14 protein-coding genes are annotated in these 14,864 nt (G+C 65.7%); 9 read left to right on the top strand and 5 right to left on the bottom strand.

Annotation, left to right across the window (positions count from 1 at the left end):
- Positions 1-39 precede the first annotated feature (39 nt).
- Both J7I89_RS18560 and J7I89_RS18555 read right to left on the bottom strand, forming a co-directional pair.
- Positions 40-1,047 carry a sugar phosphate isomerase/epimerase gene (locus J7I89_RS18560; RefSeq protein WP_214973327.1) on the bottom strand — a complete coding sequence of 336 codons (1,008 nt, stop codon included), beginning with the start codon at positions 1,045-1,047 and terminating at the stop codon, positions 40-42.
- The gene (locus tag J7I89_RS18555; protein ID WP_214973326.1) at positions 1,044-2,222 is read right to left on the bottom strand and encodes a Gfo/Idh/MocA family protein; all 1,179 of its coding nucleotides are present in this window, start codon (positions 2,220-2,222) and stop codon (positions 1,044-1,046) included. The genes J7I89_RS18560 and J7I89_RS18555 overlap by 4 nt, the downstream gene beginning before the upstream one ends.
- Positions 2,223-2,334: 112 nt before the next feature.
- Here J7I89_RS18555 and J7I89_RS18550 point away from each other — a divergent pair, with 112 nt between their 5' ends.
- Complete coding sequence (locus tag J7I89_RS18550; protein WP_251045543.1) at positions 2,335-2,931, top strand: LacI family DNA-binding transcriptional regulator; 597 nt, start codon at positions 2,335-2,337, stop codon at positions 2,929-2,931.
- Between the two features lie 45 nt (positions 2,932-2,976).
- Here the strand turns inward: J7I89_RS18550 and J7I89_RS18545 are convergent, their stop codons facing one another.
- A complete protein-coding gene (locus J7I89_RS18545; RefSeq protein ID WP_214973324.1) occupies positions 2,977-4,338 on the bottom strand; it encodes a formimidoylglutamate deiminase in 1,362 nt (453 codons plus the stop codon).
- Entirely contained in the window at positions 4,335-5,534 is a 1,200-nt protein-coding gene (locus J7I89_RS18540; protein WP_214973322.1) for an allantoate amidohydrolase, read from the bottom strand. The genes J7I89_RS18545 and J7I89_RS18540 overlap by 4 nt, the downstream gene beginning before the upstream one ends.
- Positions 5,535-5,793: 259 nt before the next feature.
- On the opposite strand from J7I89_RS18540, the gene J7I89_RS18535 reads away from it, so the two are divergent.
- The 7 genes from J7I89_RS18535 (at position 5,794) to J7I89_RS18505 (ending at position 13,298) form a co-directional block, all read left to right on the top strand.
- Entirely contained in the window at positions 5,794-6,480 is a 687-nt protein-coding gene (locus J7I89_RS18535) for an IclR family transcriptional regulator (protein ID WP_308159963.1), read from the top strand.
- Positions 6,477-7,583, top strand: a complete 1,107-nt coding sequence (locus J7I89_RS18530; protein WP_214973320.1) for an ABC transporter ATP-binding protein — start codon at positions 6,477-6,479, stop codon at positions 7,581-7,583. Before J7I89_RS18535 ends, J7I89_RS18530 begins: the two co-directional genes overlap by 4 nt.
- Positions 7,580-8,230 (top strand): ABC transporter permease, encoded by a 651-nt coding sequence (locus J7I89_RS18525; RefSeq protein WP_214973319.1) that lies wholly within the window; start codon positions 7,580-7,582, stop codon positions 8,228-8,230. The genes J7I89_RS18530 and J7I89_RS18525 overlap by 4 nt, the downstream gene beginning before the upstream one ends.
- Positions 8,230-8,949: an ABC transporter permease gene (locus J7I89_RS18520; protein WP_214973318.1), complete on the top strand. Its 720-nt coding sequence runs from the start codon at positions 8,230-8,232 to the stop codon at positions 8,947-8,949. The genes J7I89_RS18525 and J7I89_RS18520 overlap by 1 nt, the downstream gene beginning before the upstream one ends.
- 79 nt (positions 8,950-9,028) lie before the next feature.
- Entirely contained in the window at positions 9,029-9,943 is a 915-nt protein-coding gene (locus tag J7I89_RS18515; RefSeq protein WP_214973317.1) for an ABC transporter substrate-binding protein, read from the top strand.
- 25 nt (positions 9,944-9,968) lie between these two features.
- Positions 9,969-11,663 (top strand): urocanate hydratase, encoded by a 1,695-nt coding sequence (locus J7I89_RS18510; RefSeq protein WP_214973316.1) that lies wholly within the window; start codon positions 9,969-9,971, stop codon positions 11,661-11,663.
- Between the two features lie 171 nt (positions 11,664-11,834).
- Positions 11,835-13,298, top strand: a complete 1,464-nt coding sequence (locus J7I89_RS18505) for an aromatic amino acid lyase (protein ID WP_214973315.1) — start codon at positions 11,835-11,837, stop codon at positions 13,296-13,298.
- 49 nt (positions 13,299-13,347) lie between these two features.
- Here the strand turns inward: J7I89_RS18505 and J7I89_RS18500 are convergent, their stop codons facing one another.
- The gene (locus J7I89_RS18500) at positions 13,348-14,343 is read right to left on the bottom strand and encodes an oxidoreductase (protein WP_214973314.1); all 996 of its coding nucleotides are present in this window, start codon (positions 14,341-14,343) and stop codon (positions 13,348-13,350) included.
- Positions 14,344-14,456: 113 nt separating this feature from the next.
- Between J7I89_RS18500 and hisI the strand changes: the two genes are divergently transcribed.
- Positions 14,457-14,849 carry a phosphoribosyl-AMP cyclohydrolase gene (gene hisI / locus J7I89_RS18495; RefSeq protein ID WP_214973312.1) on the top strand — a complete coding sequence of 131 codons (393 nt, stop codon included), beginning with the start codon at positions 14,457-14,459 and terminating at the stop codon, positions 14,847-14,849.
- Positions 14,850-14,864: the final 15 nt, after the last annotated feature.

Raw genomic sequence — 14,864 nt, 5'->3', positions numbered from 1 at the left:
CGTCGACGTTGGGCCGCCGTGGCGGCGGCCCAACGCCTGTCAGGCCGAGACGCTCAGGGCGGCGTCGGCGTCTTTGAGAACCTTGGCGGCAACCTCGAGGCCTTCGACGCGGCGCAGTTCAACGTCTTCGTGTTCGATGTTGACGAGCATGTTCGGATCGACTTCGTGGAGGGCGCGGAGGAACTCGGTCCAGTACGCGACGTCATGGCCCTTGCCGAGGGCAACGAAGTCCCAGGCGGAGTTCTTGGGCCACTCGTTGGCCCACTCGTCGCCGCCGAGGTTGGTGCGGTTCTCCTCCGGCGAGTGCCGGCGGAAGCTGTTGTCGAGGACACCGTAGAGCGCGGCGTTCCCGGTGTTGACGCGGACGTCCTTGGCGGCGGCATGGAAGACCAGCGGACCGAGTTCACGGACCACGGCGACCGGATCCATCTGCTGCCAGAACAGGTGCGAGGCGTCCAGCTCGACACCCACATGGGTCGCCCCGGTGAGCTCGATGAGCTTGTGGACATCGGCCGTATTGAACACGATGTTCTGCGGGTGCAGCTCAAGGGCCACCTTAACGCCGTGATCGGCGGCGAGCCTGTCGGTTTCCTTCCAGAACTCTGCGGCGATGCCCCACTGGTAGTCGAGCACGTCCAGGGCGGCGGAGTTCCAGGCGTTGACGACCCAGTTGACCGTGCTCGCTCCCGGCTCACCGCCGGGCAGGCCGGACATGGTCACCACCCGGTCCTGTCCAAGCCGGTGCGCCAGCCGGATGGAGCCGCGGATGTCCTCGGCATGTTTCTCGCCGATCTCACGCTTCGGGTGCAGCGGGTTGCCGTTGCAGTTCAGGCCCGCAATCGAAACGCCGGTCCCCTCGAAGATCGCCAGGTAGTCGTCGCGGGCCGCGTCGCTTTCGAGAATCTGGTCCATGTTGGGGACGTGGACGGCCGGCAGGAATCCGCCGGTGTTGATTTCGATGCCGGTCAGCCCGAGGTCCGCGATGACCTTGAGGGCCTCGGGAAGAGGCCGATCGTGCAGGATTGCGTTGTAGACGCCGAGTTTCATAGCGTGATTTTCTTTCCGTTGTTGAGCGCGGATTCCGTGACGGCGCCGAGCAGTTCCATGTTGCGCACGCCCTCGTCGAACGTGGCGCAGCGGGGAAGCGACTCCGCTTCGCTGATGCCGGCGACTTCCTCGAGGAATGCCCGGGACTGGTAGGCGAATGCGTCGTTCTGGCCGAAACCGACACTGGGTGCGTCCATGGCCAGGCCGCCTGCGATGTAGGGGTGCCCGGGTCCGAGGATGACCTGGCGGTAGCCGTTTTCGTTGGCCGGGCCGTCATTAAGGAACAGTTCGATTTCGGCGGGGCGGCGCTGGTCGAACCTGGCGGCGCCGTTCTCGCAGAAGACTTCGAAGATGAGGCTGTTCGCGTGGCCTGCGGCGACACGGGAGACCTCGAAGCCGCCGGCGCCGTTCTCGAATTCGGCCGAGAACACCGCATAGTCGTCGTTTTCGACCGACTCGAAAGTGTCGCTGACCGCGGCATGGTCATGGCCCATGACGGCGCCGAGCGGGAGCGGGCGCTTGCCGATCACAGTGCTCAGGCGTCCGCCGCTGATGGACTTGATGTCGCCGCAGAGGAATTCGGCAACGTACGTGAGGTGACTTCCGACGTCGGCCAGAGCGCCCGAACCGGGCCCGCCCTTGTAGCGCCAGCTCATTGGTGCCGACGGGCTGAAGCCGTAGTCGGTCCAGTAGCGGCCGCTGAAGTGCAGGACGTTGCCCAGGACTCCGGAACGGATGAGGTCGCGGATGTAGGCGATGCCGGGGGTGCGGCGGAAGGTGAACCCGATCCGGGCGATCGAGGATGCGTTCCGGGCGGCTTCGGCCATGGCCCGGGCGTCTTCGAGGGTATCGCTCAGGGGCTTTTCGCAGAGCACGTGCTTGCCGGCGGCGAGGAGGCCCTCGACCACTTCGCGGTGCAGCGAGTTGGCGATGACGACGCTAACGACGTCGATGTCATCGGCTTCGGCGATTGCCTGCCATGAGGTGTCGTTGCGTTCGTAACCGAACCGTTGGGCAGCGAGGGAGCCGAATTTCGGATTCACGTCTCCGATGGAAACCAGCCGGATGGGCGGAAGAACGGGGTTGTACAGTGCGGACGCGGTGCGGAAGGCGGCGGCATGGGCCTTGCCGGCCATGCCCGCCCCTATGACGGCGACGCCGATATCTTTTGGCATTTGGTTTTCTCCTTCGAAACTCAGCCGAGGTTGCGCGGCTTGGCCGCAGCAGGTTTGGACAAAATGGAGCGCTCTCGACGGCATCGTCATCGCAACCGAGCCAACCGAGGAGATGTTCGCGGCCTTGGACGTTCCCGCGGTTGTCGCCGGAAACCGTGACCTTGTGGTTCCGGGCGCCGACATCGTGGCGAACGACGACATGGCGGGCGGCCGTCTCGCCACCGAGCACCTGATTGGCCTGGGCCACCGGGAAATCGGGCACGTTACGGGTGGCGGCGGCGCCGCTCGACTGCGCACCCAGGGGTTCGAAGCCGTCATGCGTGAACACGGGCTGCGGCCACACATCGCCCAAGGCCAAGGGCTCACAACGGAAGCTGACGGATACCAGGCGTCACTGAGGCTGCTGGATGAAAACCCCGCGCTCACCGCGCTTTTTGCTGCCAATGACGCCATGGCACTCGGGGCGGCTGGCGCGGCCCGGGACAGGGGGCGGCGCATCCCGGAGGATCTGTCCCTCATCGGCTACGACAATTCGCCGTTGGCGTCCGCCAACCTGTTGCGGCTCACCACGATTGATGGCCGCAACGCCGAGGTCGGAGCCAGGGCGGCGAAGGCCTTGCTGAATCGCATGGAGGACTCTGCGGCGCCGGTTGGAACCCTGCTGGTGGAGCCTGAACTGGTTGTCAGGGCATCCACGGCCGCCCGGTAAGGAACAGGTGCTCATACGCCGGCATGGCGAACACCCGGAGCCGGTTCAAGAGAAGTCCTGCAAGGAGGCAGTGAGCAGCCGGCCTGGGTCGCCGAGCCGGAGGTGGGTGCCGTTGGATGCCACCAACGCCCCGCCGATGACGACGGCGGTGACGTCGCTGGCCGTGGCGCTGAACGGGAGCTGCTGCGCTACGGACCCCGCGGTGCGGGCCGAATCAGAAGCCACGGCCATCAGGTCGCAGACGGCACCGATGTGCAGAGCCTCCGGCGCGACGGGAGTGGCCATGGAGCTTGCGGCCCCGGACGTGGCGGCATGCACGAGGTCCCGGGGGGAGAACCGCCCCCGCTCACCCGAGCCCAGGCGTTGGCCGTGTTCCAGGGCGCGCATTTCAACCCATGGATCGATGAGGGCGTGTTGGTCCGTGCCCAGCGCGATTGTTGCCCCGGCATCGGACAGGGCGCGGGCCGGGCCGATCCCGTCGGCCAGATCGGCCTCGGTGGTCGGACACATCACAACGGTGGCGCCTGCCGCGCCCAGCAGTTCGATGTCTTTCTGCGTCATGTGCGTGGCGTGGACAGCGGAGAGCCGGCGGGACAACAATCCGTGCCTGGCCAGCAGACCGGTCGGGGTCACGCCATACGCCTCAATGCAGGCCTGGTTCTCAGCCGGTTGCTCGCTCAGATGGATATGAAGCGGCATGTCGGCCGGCAACTGCTCGGCGACGATTTTCAGGTCCGGCTCCGGCACACCGCGGACGGAATGCAGGGCAGCCCCCACACTCACCATGTCCGGGGCAAAGTTCTGCGCTATTTCCGCCCGCAGCGAGGCGAGCCTGTCCAGCCAGGCCTGGACGCCGGCATCGCCGAACCGCGACTGTTCGGGACTGAGCGGCGTACCGATCCCTCCCGCCAGATACAAGGTGTCCAGCAGGGTCAGGCGGATTCCGGCCGCCACTGCCGCCCGGGCCAGGGCCAGTTCCATCGCATGCGGTTCCACGTACGGAGTCCCGCTCGGCTGATGGTGGACATAGTGGAACTCGGCCACGCTGCTAAAGCCAGCGACCACCATTTCCGCGAACACAGCACTGGCCAGTTGTTCGTATGTTTTCGGCGTCAGCTCCCCGGCACTCTTGTACATCTGCTCGCGCCACACCCAGAAATCGCCGCGTCCGTCATGTGTCCGTCCGCGCAGAATCCTGTGGAAGGCGTGGGAATGGGCGTTGGCCGCGGCCGGAAAAACGACGCCCTTCAGCACCTGGTCGCCAGGTTGCGGCTCCGCACCGGAACTGATCGCCGCGATGCGGCCGTCCCGTACTTCCAGCCGCACCCCGGCGAGGACGGCAGGACCGCCGTCGACCGTTCCGCCGTCGCCCGCCACAACCGCCGACTCGCACCAGAAGCCGCTCACAGCAGGCCCGCCAAGACATCCGCCAGGGCACCGGCGCCGGCGTTGGCGTCCTCATCGGCAACATACTCTTCAGGCGAGTGCGAGATGCCGCTGGGGTTGCGGACGAACAGCATCGCGGACGGCACATACGCGGAGAGCACCCCGGCGTCGTGGCCGGCTCCGGTTGCCAGCACCGGAGCGCCGGGAAGGATCCGGCTGATTCTTTGGGTCAGGCCGGGATCGAAATGGACGGTGCCGCTGTAGGACTCCTCCGTGAGGGTAACCGAGCATCCTTCGCGTGCCGCTATCTGCCGGGCGGCGCCGTAGATCGCTTCGATCATCCGAGCAGTCACGGCGTCGTCGGGATGGCGGGCGTCCAGCCACATGTCCACGCGGGACGCAATGACATTGGTTCCGCCGGGCACGGGCAGCAGGCGTCCCACAGTGGCACGCGCATCCGGCTGCGCCGCAGCGGTGTCGCGGACGGCGACGATGACCTGTGCCGCCGCGACCATGGGATCAGCACGATCCGCCATCAGAGTGGTCCCGGCGTGGTTGCCCTGGCCGCTGATGCTCAGCTTCCAGCGGCCATGACCCAGGATGGAACTCCCGACGGCGATGGCCGGGCCGCCTGTTCCCAGGCCCTTGCCCTGCTCCACATGCAGTTCAACAAAGTCGCCGATCCGGGCGAGGGCCTGGGGATCCGGTCCGACATGCCTGGGGTCGAGGCCGTTCAACCTTGCGACGTCGGCAAACGTGTTGCCGTCACCATCGCGCAGGTTCCGCGCTTTGTCGACGTCGATGGCCCCGGTGAGAAGGCGGGAACCGAGGCACGCCACCCCGAAGCGGGAGCCTTCCTCTTCCGGGAACACCGTGATGGCCAGGGAACGTTCCGGTACTGTTCCCCGGGCCTTAAGGATGTCGACGGCGGCCAGTGCGGAGGCGACGCCAAGGGGGCCGTCAAAGGCACCTCCGCCGGGTACCGAGTCGAGATGGCTACCCGTGACCAAGGCGCCGTCCTGGGGTTTGCCCCACCATGCCCAAATGATGCCGTTGCGGTCGGTCTCGACTGCCAGGCCCCGCTGGATTGCCTGTTCGATGAACCAAGCCCTCAGGTCGAGCTCAGCGGTCGAGTAGACAGCGCGGGAATAGCCTCCGCGAACCGCATCGCGGCCCACATCCTTGATCGAATCAAGGAGCTGATTGACGGTTTCCACATGAACCTCCGATTGGTGCGACTGCCACCAAGTAAAAACCACATTCCACTCCATGACAAGGCCTTGAGGCGGAGGCCCGGGACAGTTAACACGCCTGCAACATGGCCGAAACGGGACCGTCGCACAGGGCGACGATCAACCCCGCTTTGATGAAGAACCTGTGAAATATGGAGGGCGCCTATTGCCATCGGGTGAAAGTTGGTTTTTACTTAGTGGCAAGACAAACGTGATTCGGACCACTTGAAAGGCGGGTCATATCGTGGCTGCAGATTCTTCTACACGGACCGTGGAGCGGGCATTGGCGCTGCTCAGTGCGGTGTGCACTGACGGGTCCCTGACCCTGAGCGACGCCGCCCGCGTCGTCGACCTGTCAGCGAGCACGGCCCTTCGCCTCCTGCGCACTCTGGAGGGCAGCGGCTTCGTTTCACGGGACCCGGGCGGGAACTTCCGCCCCGGTGCAAGTGTCATCCAGCTCGGAGCCCTGGCATTGGGCCAGGAGTCACTGGTTTCGCTCTGCACTCCGCACATGAAGCGGCTGGTGGCCCAGACGGGCGAGTCCTGCTATCTCAGCATTCCCGGTCCTGGGGATACCGGAATCTACATAGCAATTGTCGAAGGTACCCGCTCGGTCCGGCACGCCAGCTGGGTCGGCAGAAGCATCCCGCTGGAAGGGTCTGCCGCCGGGCAGGTCCTGACGGGCGGCCATCCTGACCGCGGCTTCGCGATAGTGCGAAGCGGCGTTGAAGACGACATCACAGCCGTCGCCGCACCGATCGTGATTGGTGGCCGCACTGTGGCCGCCCTGAGCATCGTGGTACCCAGCTACCGGCTGGACGAGGCGAAGGCCAAGAAGATTGGCGAGGAGCTCGTGAGGGTGGCCGACAACATCCTCACCGAGCCCTCCGGAGGCCATGAACTGCCCCAGGAAAGCATGGAAGAGAAATGATCAAGTTTGAAAATGTCACCAAGGCCTATCCGGACGGTACGATTGCCGTCGACGGGCTGAACCTTGAAGCGCCCACCGGGAAGCTGACCATTCTGGTCGGACCCTCGGGCTGCGGCAAGACCACCTCACTGCGGATGATCAACCGCCTCATTGAACCGACCAGCGGCACCATCTACCTCGATGACCAGCCCACGTCCGGCATGGACGCCGCCCTGCTGCGCCGCCGGATCGGCTACGTCATCCAGCACGCGGGACTCTTCCCGCACCGCACCATCGTGGACAACATCGCCACCATGCCGCTGCTGCTCGGGGAAAGCCCCAAGAAAGCCAAGATGCGGGCGCTTGAACTGATGGAACGGGTCGGGCTGCCAGCCAGTTTCGAAAAGCGCTACCCGTGGCAGCTCTCCGGCGGCCAGCAGCAGCGCGTCGGCGTTGCCCGCGCACTCGCCGCCGACCCCGCATTTATGCTCATGGACGAACCGTTCAGTGCTGTTGACCCCGTGGTCCGGGCCCAGCTCCAGGACGAATTCCTTCGGCTGCAGCGGGAGATCGGCAAGACCATCATCATGGTGACCCACGACATCGACGAAGCACTCAAGCTCGGCGACCAGGTTGCCGTGATGCGCGTCGGCGGGCACCTGGCCCAGATGGCCACGCCGTCCGAACTGCTGACCGCGCCCGCCGACGACTTCGTCGCAGACTTCGTCGGCCGCGACCGGGGCTACCGCTCCCTCGGGTTCACCGATTCGTCCGGTGCCGTGGACATCCGCGAGGAAGCCTTCGTGCAGCTCGGCGCCCCCGCCGAGGAGGCAAGGAGCAAGACCTCCGGTTCCTGGGTGCTGGTGGTTGACGGCAACCGGAAACCGCTGGGCTGGGCACAGCCCGAGCGGATCGCCGTCGAAGTCCGCCGCGAGGACCTCAACCTCAGCGGGACGTCCGCGTCATCGGCGGGAACCATGCGCCAGCTGCTGGATGCGGCGCTATCCTCTCCCAGCCGCCGCGGCGTCGTCGTCAATTCCTCCGGGGAGTTGCTCGGAACCGTAACCGCCACGGACGTCATCAAGGCGATCGAGGCGGAACCCCATCTGGAGACGGCGCGATGAACTTTGAATGGCTCGGACGCCAGTTCGACAACATCGTGGTTCTGCTCGGATGGCACGTCTTCCTATCCGTCACGCCGCTGATCCTGGGGCTCCTGATTGCCTTGCCGCTGGGCTGGTGGGCACGCCGGCAGCGGTCCGTCTACCCCTTCCTGGTCGGCGTGGCGGGGCTCCTGTACACGGTGCCGTCGCTGGCGCTGTTCGTTCTGCTGCCGCTCGTGCTGGGCAGCAAGATCCTGGACCCGGTCAACATTATTGCCGCGCTGACCATCTACACCGTGGCGCTGCTGGTCAGGGTGGTGGCAGATGCCCTCGACTCGGTCCCGGAAGACACAGTCCAGGCGGCGAAAGCCATGGGCTACCGCGCCTACCAGAGCTTCCTCAAAGTGGAACTGCCGGTGAGCGTTCCTGTCATCAGCGCCGGACTCCGGGTGGCGGCAGTCTCCAACGTCAGCCTGGTATCCGTGGCTGCACTTCTGGGCATTCCCCAGCTCGGCTCGCTCTTTACCCAGGGCTTCCAGCTGCGGTTCTTCACGCCGATCATCGCCGGAATCATCCTCTGCGTCATCCTCGCAATGGTTCTTGACGGAATCATTATCCTGCTCAACCGGTGGCTGACACCGTGGACCCCCAAGGTGGTGGCATCGTAATGAACTACCTGTTTGACCCCGCACACTGGACCGGCGCCGACGGCATTCCCACGCTCCTTGGCGAACACTTGCTCTACTCGATGATCGCCCTGGGCATAGCCGCAATCCTTGCCATTCCACTCGGCATCTACATCGGCGTGACCGGCAAGGGCGTCTTCATGATCGCCGGCCTGGCCAATGCCCTCCGAGCCCTTCCCAGCGTGGGCCTGCTGATCCTCCTGGTCCTGCTGATCTCGCCCGCATTTCCGTCCAAGATGGGCTACATTCTGCCCAGCCTGATCGTGTTGGTCCTCCTGGCCGTTCCGCCCATCCTGACCAACACATACGCCGGCGTCAGGGCCGTTGATGCCGCGGCCGTCGACGCCGCCAGGGGTATGGGTTTCCGCACCATGAAGATCCTGACCGATGTCCAGCTTCCATGTTCGCTGCCGTTGATGTTGTCCGGGGTGCGCAGCGCGCTCCTCCAGATCATCTCCACGGCCACCATTGCCGCCTACATTTCCCTGGGCGGCCTGGGCCGGCTGCTGATCGACGGCAAAGCGCAGAACGACTTCAGCCAGATGGTCGCCGGTGCCGTTCTTGTCGCCCTGCTTGCACTGTTCTTCGATCAGCTGCTGGCCTTCATCACACGGCGGGTTGTTTCACCCGGACTGACCCGCCGCACCTTCAAGTCCGTAACCTCCCCGTCCGACGCCCCGCTCATCCCGGCCGCCGCCTGACTCTTCCGGCCCCTATCGGTACCGGCACAGCATTCGTGCAGGACCTGGCCACCGCTTGCCCTTAATTAGGAGATTTGAAATGAAAAAGTACCTGACTGGACTGACGGCGGCCGCCGTCGCCGCCCTGACCCTGACCGCCTGCGGCGGCGGGGATCCGCTGAGCAGCTCCAACACCCAGACCGGAGGAAATGCGGGGTCCGGCATCATCGTCGGTTCCGCAGACTTCCCGGAAAGCCAGCTGATCGCCAAGATCTACGCCGAGGCGCTGAAGGCCAAGAACGTGGAAGTCCAGGAGAAGCCGAGCATCGGCAGCCGTGAAGTCACCATCCCGGCGCTGAAGGACGGCTCGATCGATCTGATGCCCGAATACGGCGGCGCCCTACTGCAGTACCTCGATGCCAAGACGAAGGCGTCCTCCCCGGAGGACGTTGCCAAGGAACTGACAACCAAGCTCCCCGCGGGGCTGGCGCTGCTGGAAGCCTCCGATGCCCAGGACAAGGACGTCCTGACTGTCAAGAAGGACATTGCGGACAAGTACTCCCTGAAGACGATCGGTGACCTGAAGCCGGTCGCCAAGGAGCTGGTGCTGGGCGGCCCGCCGGAGTGGAAGACCCGCATCAACGGCGTTGCCGGCCTGAAGTCCGTTTACGGCCTTGAGTTCAAGGAGTTCTCAGCGCTCGACGCCGGCGGTCCGCTGACGCTGAACGCCCTGATTTCGGGCCAGATCCAGGTTGCCGACCTCTTCAGCACCGATCCGGCGCTTACCGCCAACAATCTGGTGGCGTTGGAGGACGACAAGAACCTCTTCCTTTCCGAGAACATCGTCCCCGTGGTCAACGAGAAGAAAGCGACTGACACCGTCAAGGAGGTCCTGAACAAGGTCTCAGCGGCCCTCACCACTGAGGACCTCATCCAGATGAACGGCCGTGCCGCGAAGTTTGAAGATATGGGCGACATCGCCAAGGACTGGCTCAAGTCCAAGAACCTGGCCTAAGCCGCAACCGGACCAAGGAGACAAGATGACTGCCGATTTCACCACCGGTGCCCGCCCGGTCAAAGCGGCCCGCGGTACCGAGCTCAGCGCCAAGTCCTGGCAGACGGAGGCCCCGCTGCGGATGCTGATGAACAACCTGGACCCGGAGGTGGCAGAGCGCCCCGATGACCTGGTGGTCTACGGCGGCACCGGCCGGGCTGTCCGGTCCTGGGCCGCGTTCGATGCGATCACCCGCACCCTGGAGACGATGGAGAAGGACGAGACGCTGCTGGTCCAGTCCGGCAAGCCGGTGGGTGTGTTCCGGACCAACGAGTGGGCCCCGCGGGTGCTGCTGGCGAACTCGAACCTGGTGGGGGACTGGGCGAACTGGCCCGAGTTCCGCCGGCTCGAGGCCGAGGGCCTGATGATGTACGGCCAGATGACGGCCGGGTCCTGGATCTACATCGGCACCCAGGGCATCCTGCAGGGCACCTTCGAGACGTTCGCCGCGATCGCGCGGAAGCTCACCGGGGACGAGAACGGCACCCTCGCCGGGACCCTGACGCTCACCGGCGGCTGCGGCGGCATGGGCGGGGCGCAGCCGCTGGCCGTGACGCTGAACGACGGCGCGTGCCTGATTGTCGACGTCGACGAGACCCGGCTGCGCCGCCGCGCCGGCAAGCGCTACCTCGACGAGGTCGAGACCGACCTTGACGCCGCGATCGCCAAGGTCCTGGCGGCCAAGGAGGAGCGCCGCGGCTGGTCCGTCGGCTACGTCGGCAACGCCGCCGAGGTGTTCCCGGAGATCCTGCGCCGCCACAACGCCGGGGAGCTGACCGTGGACATCGTCACGGACCAGACCTCCGCGCACGACCCGCTGTCCTATCTGCCCGAGGGCATCACCGTTACGGAGTGGCAGGCCGAGGCCGCGGCCGACCCGGAAGGGTTCACCAAGAAGGCCCAGGCCTCGATGGCCAGGCATGTCCAGGCCATGGTGGAGTTCCAGGACGCCGGCGCCGAGGTGTTCGACTACGGCAACTCCATCCGCGACGAGGCCCGCAAGGGCGGCTACACCCGTGCGTTCGAATTCCCGGGGTTCGTCCCGGCCTACATCCGCCCGCTGTTCTGCGAGGGCCTGGGCCCGTTCCGCTGGGTCGCGCTCTCCGGGGACCCGGAGGACATCGCCGTCACCGATAAGGCGATCAAGGAGCTCTTCCCGGAGAACAAGCACCTGCACCGCTGGATCGACGCCGCCGGGGAGCGCGTGGAGTTCGAGGGCCTGCCCGCGCGGATCTGCTGGCTGGGCTACGGCGAACGCGCCAAGGCCGGGCTGCTGTTCAACCAGCTCGTGAAGGAAGGCAAGGTCAAGGCGCCCATCGTGATCGGCCGGGACCACCTGGACTCCGGCTCCGTCGCGTCCCCGTACCGCGAAACCGAAGCAATGCAGGACGGGTCGGACGCGATCGCCGACTGGCCGCTGCTGAACGCCCTGCTCAACACCGCCTCCGGCGCCACCTGGGTCTCGATCCACCACGGCGGCGGCGTCGGCATCGGCCGCTCCATCCACGCCGGCCAGGTCTCCGTCGCCGACGGCACCGACCTCGCCGCGCAGAAACTCGAACGGCTCCTGACCAACGATCCGGGCATGGGCGTCATCCGCCACGCCGACGCCGGCTACGACCGCGCCCTCGAGGTAGCCCAGGACCGCGGCGTCCGCATCCCGATGCAGGAGACAAACTAACTAACCAGCACCGCGACCGAGCCCGACCAGATCTCGTACCCAACTAGGTCGCAGTAGGTGTCGTTTTGGGACGCGAAAACGACATCTACTGCGAGCTAGTTGGGGAGGGCGGGTTCGACAGACCCAACCGTCACTAGAACCGGTTCGCTGGGCATTTCGAAGGAAGCACAATTGATTGAAATTGATGGCATCAAGCTCAGCCTGGTCGACGTCGCCACTGTCGCCTCGGGGGCCGAAGTCCGGCTCACTCCCGAGGCGCAGAGCAGAATGGAAGCCTCCCGGCAAGCTGCCCGGGAGACTGCGCGTCGGCGGCCGGTATACGGGCGGTCGACCGGCGTGGGCGCCAACCGCTCAATCGTGCTTCCACAGAACCGCACCGGCGGGCAGGCGAGTCCACACGGACTCAACCTGCTCCGCAGCCATGCCGCGGATGCCGGAGCAACACTCGGGCGGGAAGTTGTTCGGGCCATGCTGGTGGTCCGGCTCTCACAGCTGGCGGCCGGGGCCGCCGGCATCGATCCGGCCATAGCTGAAGCACTCGTGCATGTGCTCAACGACGACACTATTCCCGAGGTCCGGGAGTTCGGCGGCATCGGCACGGCCGACCTCCCGGCGCTGGCCGGAACTGCCCTGACTCTGCTGGGGGAGCGCCTCCCCATGGGGGGCAAGCAGCTCCGTGCAAGACTCAGCGACTGGGACACGGCGGACGCCCTGCCCTTCATCAGTTCCAATGCCCTGACCATCGCGCGTGCCGCATTGTCCCATCAGGTGCTCGACCGGCTGCTGTATAACGCCACAACGATCAGCGCGATGTCCTTCAGTGCAATGTCCGGAAACCCTGAGGCTTTCAGCCCGGCCGTGGCCGCCGCGGCCGACACTGAGGCAGTCTCCGAAGCAGCGGACACCCTGCGGTCCCTCGTGGAGGGACACGGCACCCCGGCACGAATCCAGGACCCCTACTGCCTGCGGACACTGCCCCAGGTGCTCGGTTCCCAGTCCGAGGAGCTGTCATCCCTGGGGAAGCTCCTTGCCCGGGTCGTCGTTTCCGGGCACGAGAACCCGATGGTCCACCGATCCCAGGCGGACGGCACGAGCGACGTGTCGCATCACGGCCTGTTTCAGATGACTAATCTGGCGCGGCGGCTGGATGCACTCCAGCTGGCCGTCGGTTCGGCCTGCGCAACCAATCTCCGCCGGATAGATCTCCTCTGCGACCCGGCCTATACGGGACTCAATAGGTTCCTTGCCGCCGACGATGCCGGACAATCGGGCGTCATGATACTCGAATACGTCGCCGCAGCGGCCGCCGGCCGCATCCGGGCAAATTCACATCCGGCCAGTTTGCAGACCGTCGTTCTTTCCCTGGGCGCCGAGGAGGACGCCAGCTTCGCCAGCGAAGCTGCCGCCCAGCTTGAGTCCACCGTGCAGGCGCTCCCGACAATCCTCTCAATTGAGCTCATCTGCGCCGTCCGTGCCCTCCGGCTGCAAGGGCGCAGCGCGGAAGACTTCAAAAGCCTGCGACTCCGCCGGATGATGGCCGCGGGCATCGAACTCGACAGCGAGATCGGTGACCGTGACCTTCGTGACGATCTCGACCTCGGCAGGGAAATCACCCTCAGAGACTTCACTGACTGACGTCTTTCGCTGACATCTTCGGTGAGCTCGTCGCGGAGAACAGAGGCCATTAGCCAAGCTCGGTGATAAGTTCCGCTTCCTCGTCCTGGGTGAGACCGGCGCGGCGCGGCTTGTCGATGCCCGTGCTCTCTTCCCACTCCAGCGTGTCACGAAGCGTTTGCGCGAGCGGTCGAAGCACCAGCCCTGCGTCCTTCGCCCGCACGTTCGAGCGTGCGTTCATGCCCAGCCACTCCGGGTCACTCAGCCACAGGGGCAGGGACTTCGGGCCGGCCCATTCCTCCACACCATGCCGATGAAGCCACTCGGCGTCGGCTGTGGCGAGCCGTCCCTGGTGGCCGGCTACTTCCCGGGCCACAGCGATGTGCTCGGCGAACGAGTGTGTATCTCCGGTGGCGTTGTAGACGCCGCTGAGCTGCCTTTCGCAGTTCTGAACAAGCCAGGCGGCGAGGTCCCGGACATCAATGACCTCCACGGGAAGCGACGGTGCATTAGGCACCAGCACCGTTCCGTCTTCAACCGAGGGGTTGGCAAACCGCATCGGCCAGTACCCTGTGCGGCCGAAGATGTCTCCCGGGCCCCCGATGAGTCCCACCCGGGCGATCATGCAGCGATCAGCACCCAGTCCCTCGAGGACGGCTTTCTCGCAGGCGGCCTTCGCCTCACCGTACGTCTCCATGGTCTCCATGACCTCGGACTCGAGCGGAGGCAACAGCGGGGCATCCTCGTCCTGTCCCAGCGGGCCGTGGTCCGCATAGACACTCACCGAGGACACGAACAGGTAGTAGTCTGCCGACCGCAGGTCCCGCACCGCACGCTTCACCTGACCAGGTTGGCGGGACACGTCCAAAACCGCGTCCCAGTGCACGGCAGCCACGGCCTCAAGACCGTGGTCGTCATCCCGGTCCGACTGGACATGCGACGCACCGTCAGGAATGGATCCTGACAGTCCCCTGGTCACGCACGTCACAGCGTGGCCGCGTCCGACCGCCTGACGGGCAACCTCGTGACCAAGCCAGGCACTGCCTCCGAGAACGAGAAGTTTCATAGCGACATAGAACCAAAGAAGCGGCACCGAACACAGGAATTCCCCGCAGAGCGGATCCGTGGCCATCCGGGCGTTTGTGCCCGGGCCCGGCGATGGGCACTAGACTTGATCTGATGTCTGAGCAGCCCGCCCCCAGCCCCACTTCCGGTTCACCTCTTCCTGCCGAGATAGCCTCGGCCCTCAAGAGGGACAGCGCCGGACTGGTCGCCGCCATCGTGCAGCAGTTCGACACCCATGAGGTGCTCATGCTGGGCTGGATGGACGACGAAGCCCTTAAGCGCACAATGAGCAGCGGACGGGTCACCTTCTACTCCCGCTCCCGCCAGGAGTATTGGCGCAAGGGGGACACCTCCGGCCACGTGCAGTGGGTGAAGTCCGTGGCGCTTGACTGCGACGGCGACGCCCTCCTGGTGCGGGTCGACCAGGTCGGCGCGGCCTGCCACACCGGAACGCGAACGTGCTTCGACGGCCGGGCCCTGGACGTCGTGGCCGGACCTGCAGAATAGCCCGCGTGGCTGAAG

Source organism: Arthrobacter sp. ISL-5 (assembly GCF_018613835.1).
Taxonomy (GTDB): domain Bacteria; phylum Actinomycetota; class Actinomycetes; order Actinomycetales; family Micrococcaceae; genus Arthrobacter.
Note: the sequence above shows the minus strand (reverse complement) of the source record. Positions and strands in the feature narration are given on the sequence as shown.

What these genes read in the sequence shown, in the direction of transcription:
- J7I89_RS18510 (WP_214973316.1), top strand. Translation starts at nt 9,969, where the DNA reads ATGACTGCCGATTTCACCACCGGTGCCCGCCCGGTCAAAGCGGCCCGC.
- J7I89_RS18555 (WP_214973326.1), bottom strand. Translation starts at nt 2,222, where the DNA reads ATGCCAAAAGATATCGGCGTCGCCGTCATAGGGGCGGGCATGGCCGGC.
- J7I89_RS18550 (WP_251045543.1), top strand. Translation starts at nt 2,335, where the DNA reads ATGTTCGCGGCCTTGGACGTTCCCGCGGTTGTCGCCGGAAACCGTGAC.
- J7I89_RS18500 (WP_214973314.1), bottom strand. Translation starts at nt 14,343, where the DNA reads ATGAAACTTCTCGTTCTCGGAGGCAGTGCCTGGCTTGGTCACGAGGTT.
- hisI (WP_214973312.1), top strand. Translation starts at nt 14,457, where the DNA reads ATGTCTGAGCAGCCCGCCCCCAGCCCCACTTCCGGTTCACCTCTTCCT.
- J7I89_RS18530 (WP_214973320.1), top strand. Translation starts at nt 6,477, where the DNA reads ATGATCAAGTTTGAAAATGTCACCAAGGCCTATCCGGACGGTACGATT.
- J7I89_RS18525 (WP_214973319.1), top strand. Translation starts at nt 7,580, where the DNA reads ATGAACTTTGAATGGCTCGGACGCCAGTTCGACAACATCGTGGTTCTG.
- J7I89_RS18560 (WP_214973327.1), bottom strand. Translation starts at nt 1,047, where the DNA reads ATGAAACTCGGCGTCTACAACGCAATCCTGCACGATCGGCCTCTTCCC.
- J7I89_RS18515 (WP_214973317.1), top strand. Translation starts at nt 9,029, where the DNA reads ATGAAAAAGTACCTGACTGGACTGACGGCGGCCGCCGTCGCCGCCCTG.
- J7I89_RS18520 (WP_214973318.1), top strand. Translation starts at nt 8,230, where the DNA reads ATGAACTACCTGTTTGACCCCGCACACTGGACCGGCGCCGACGGCATT.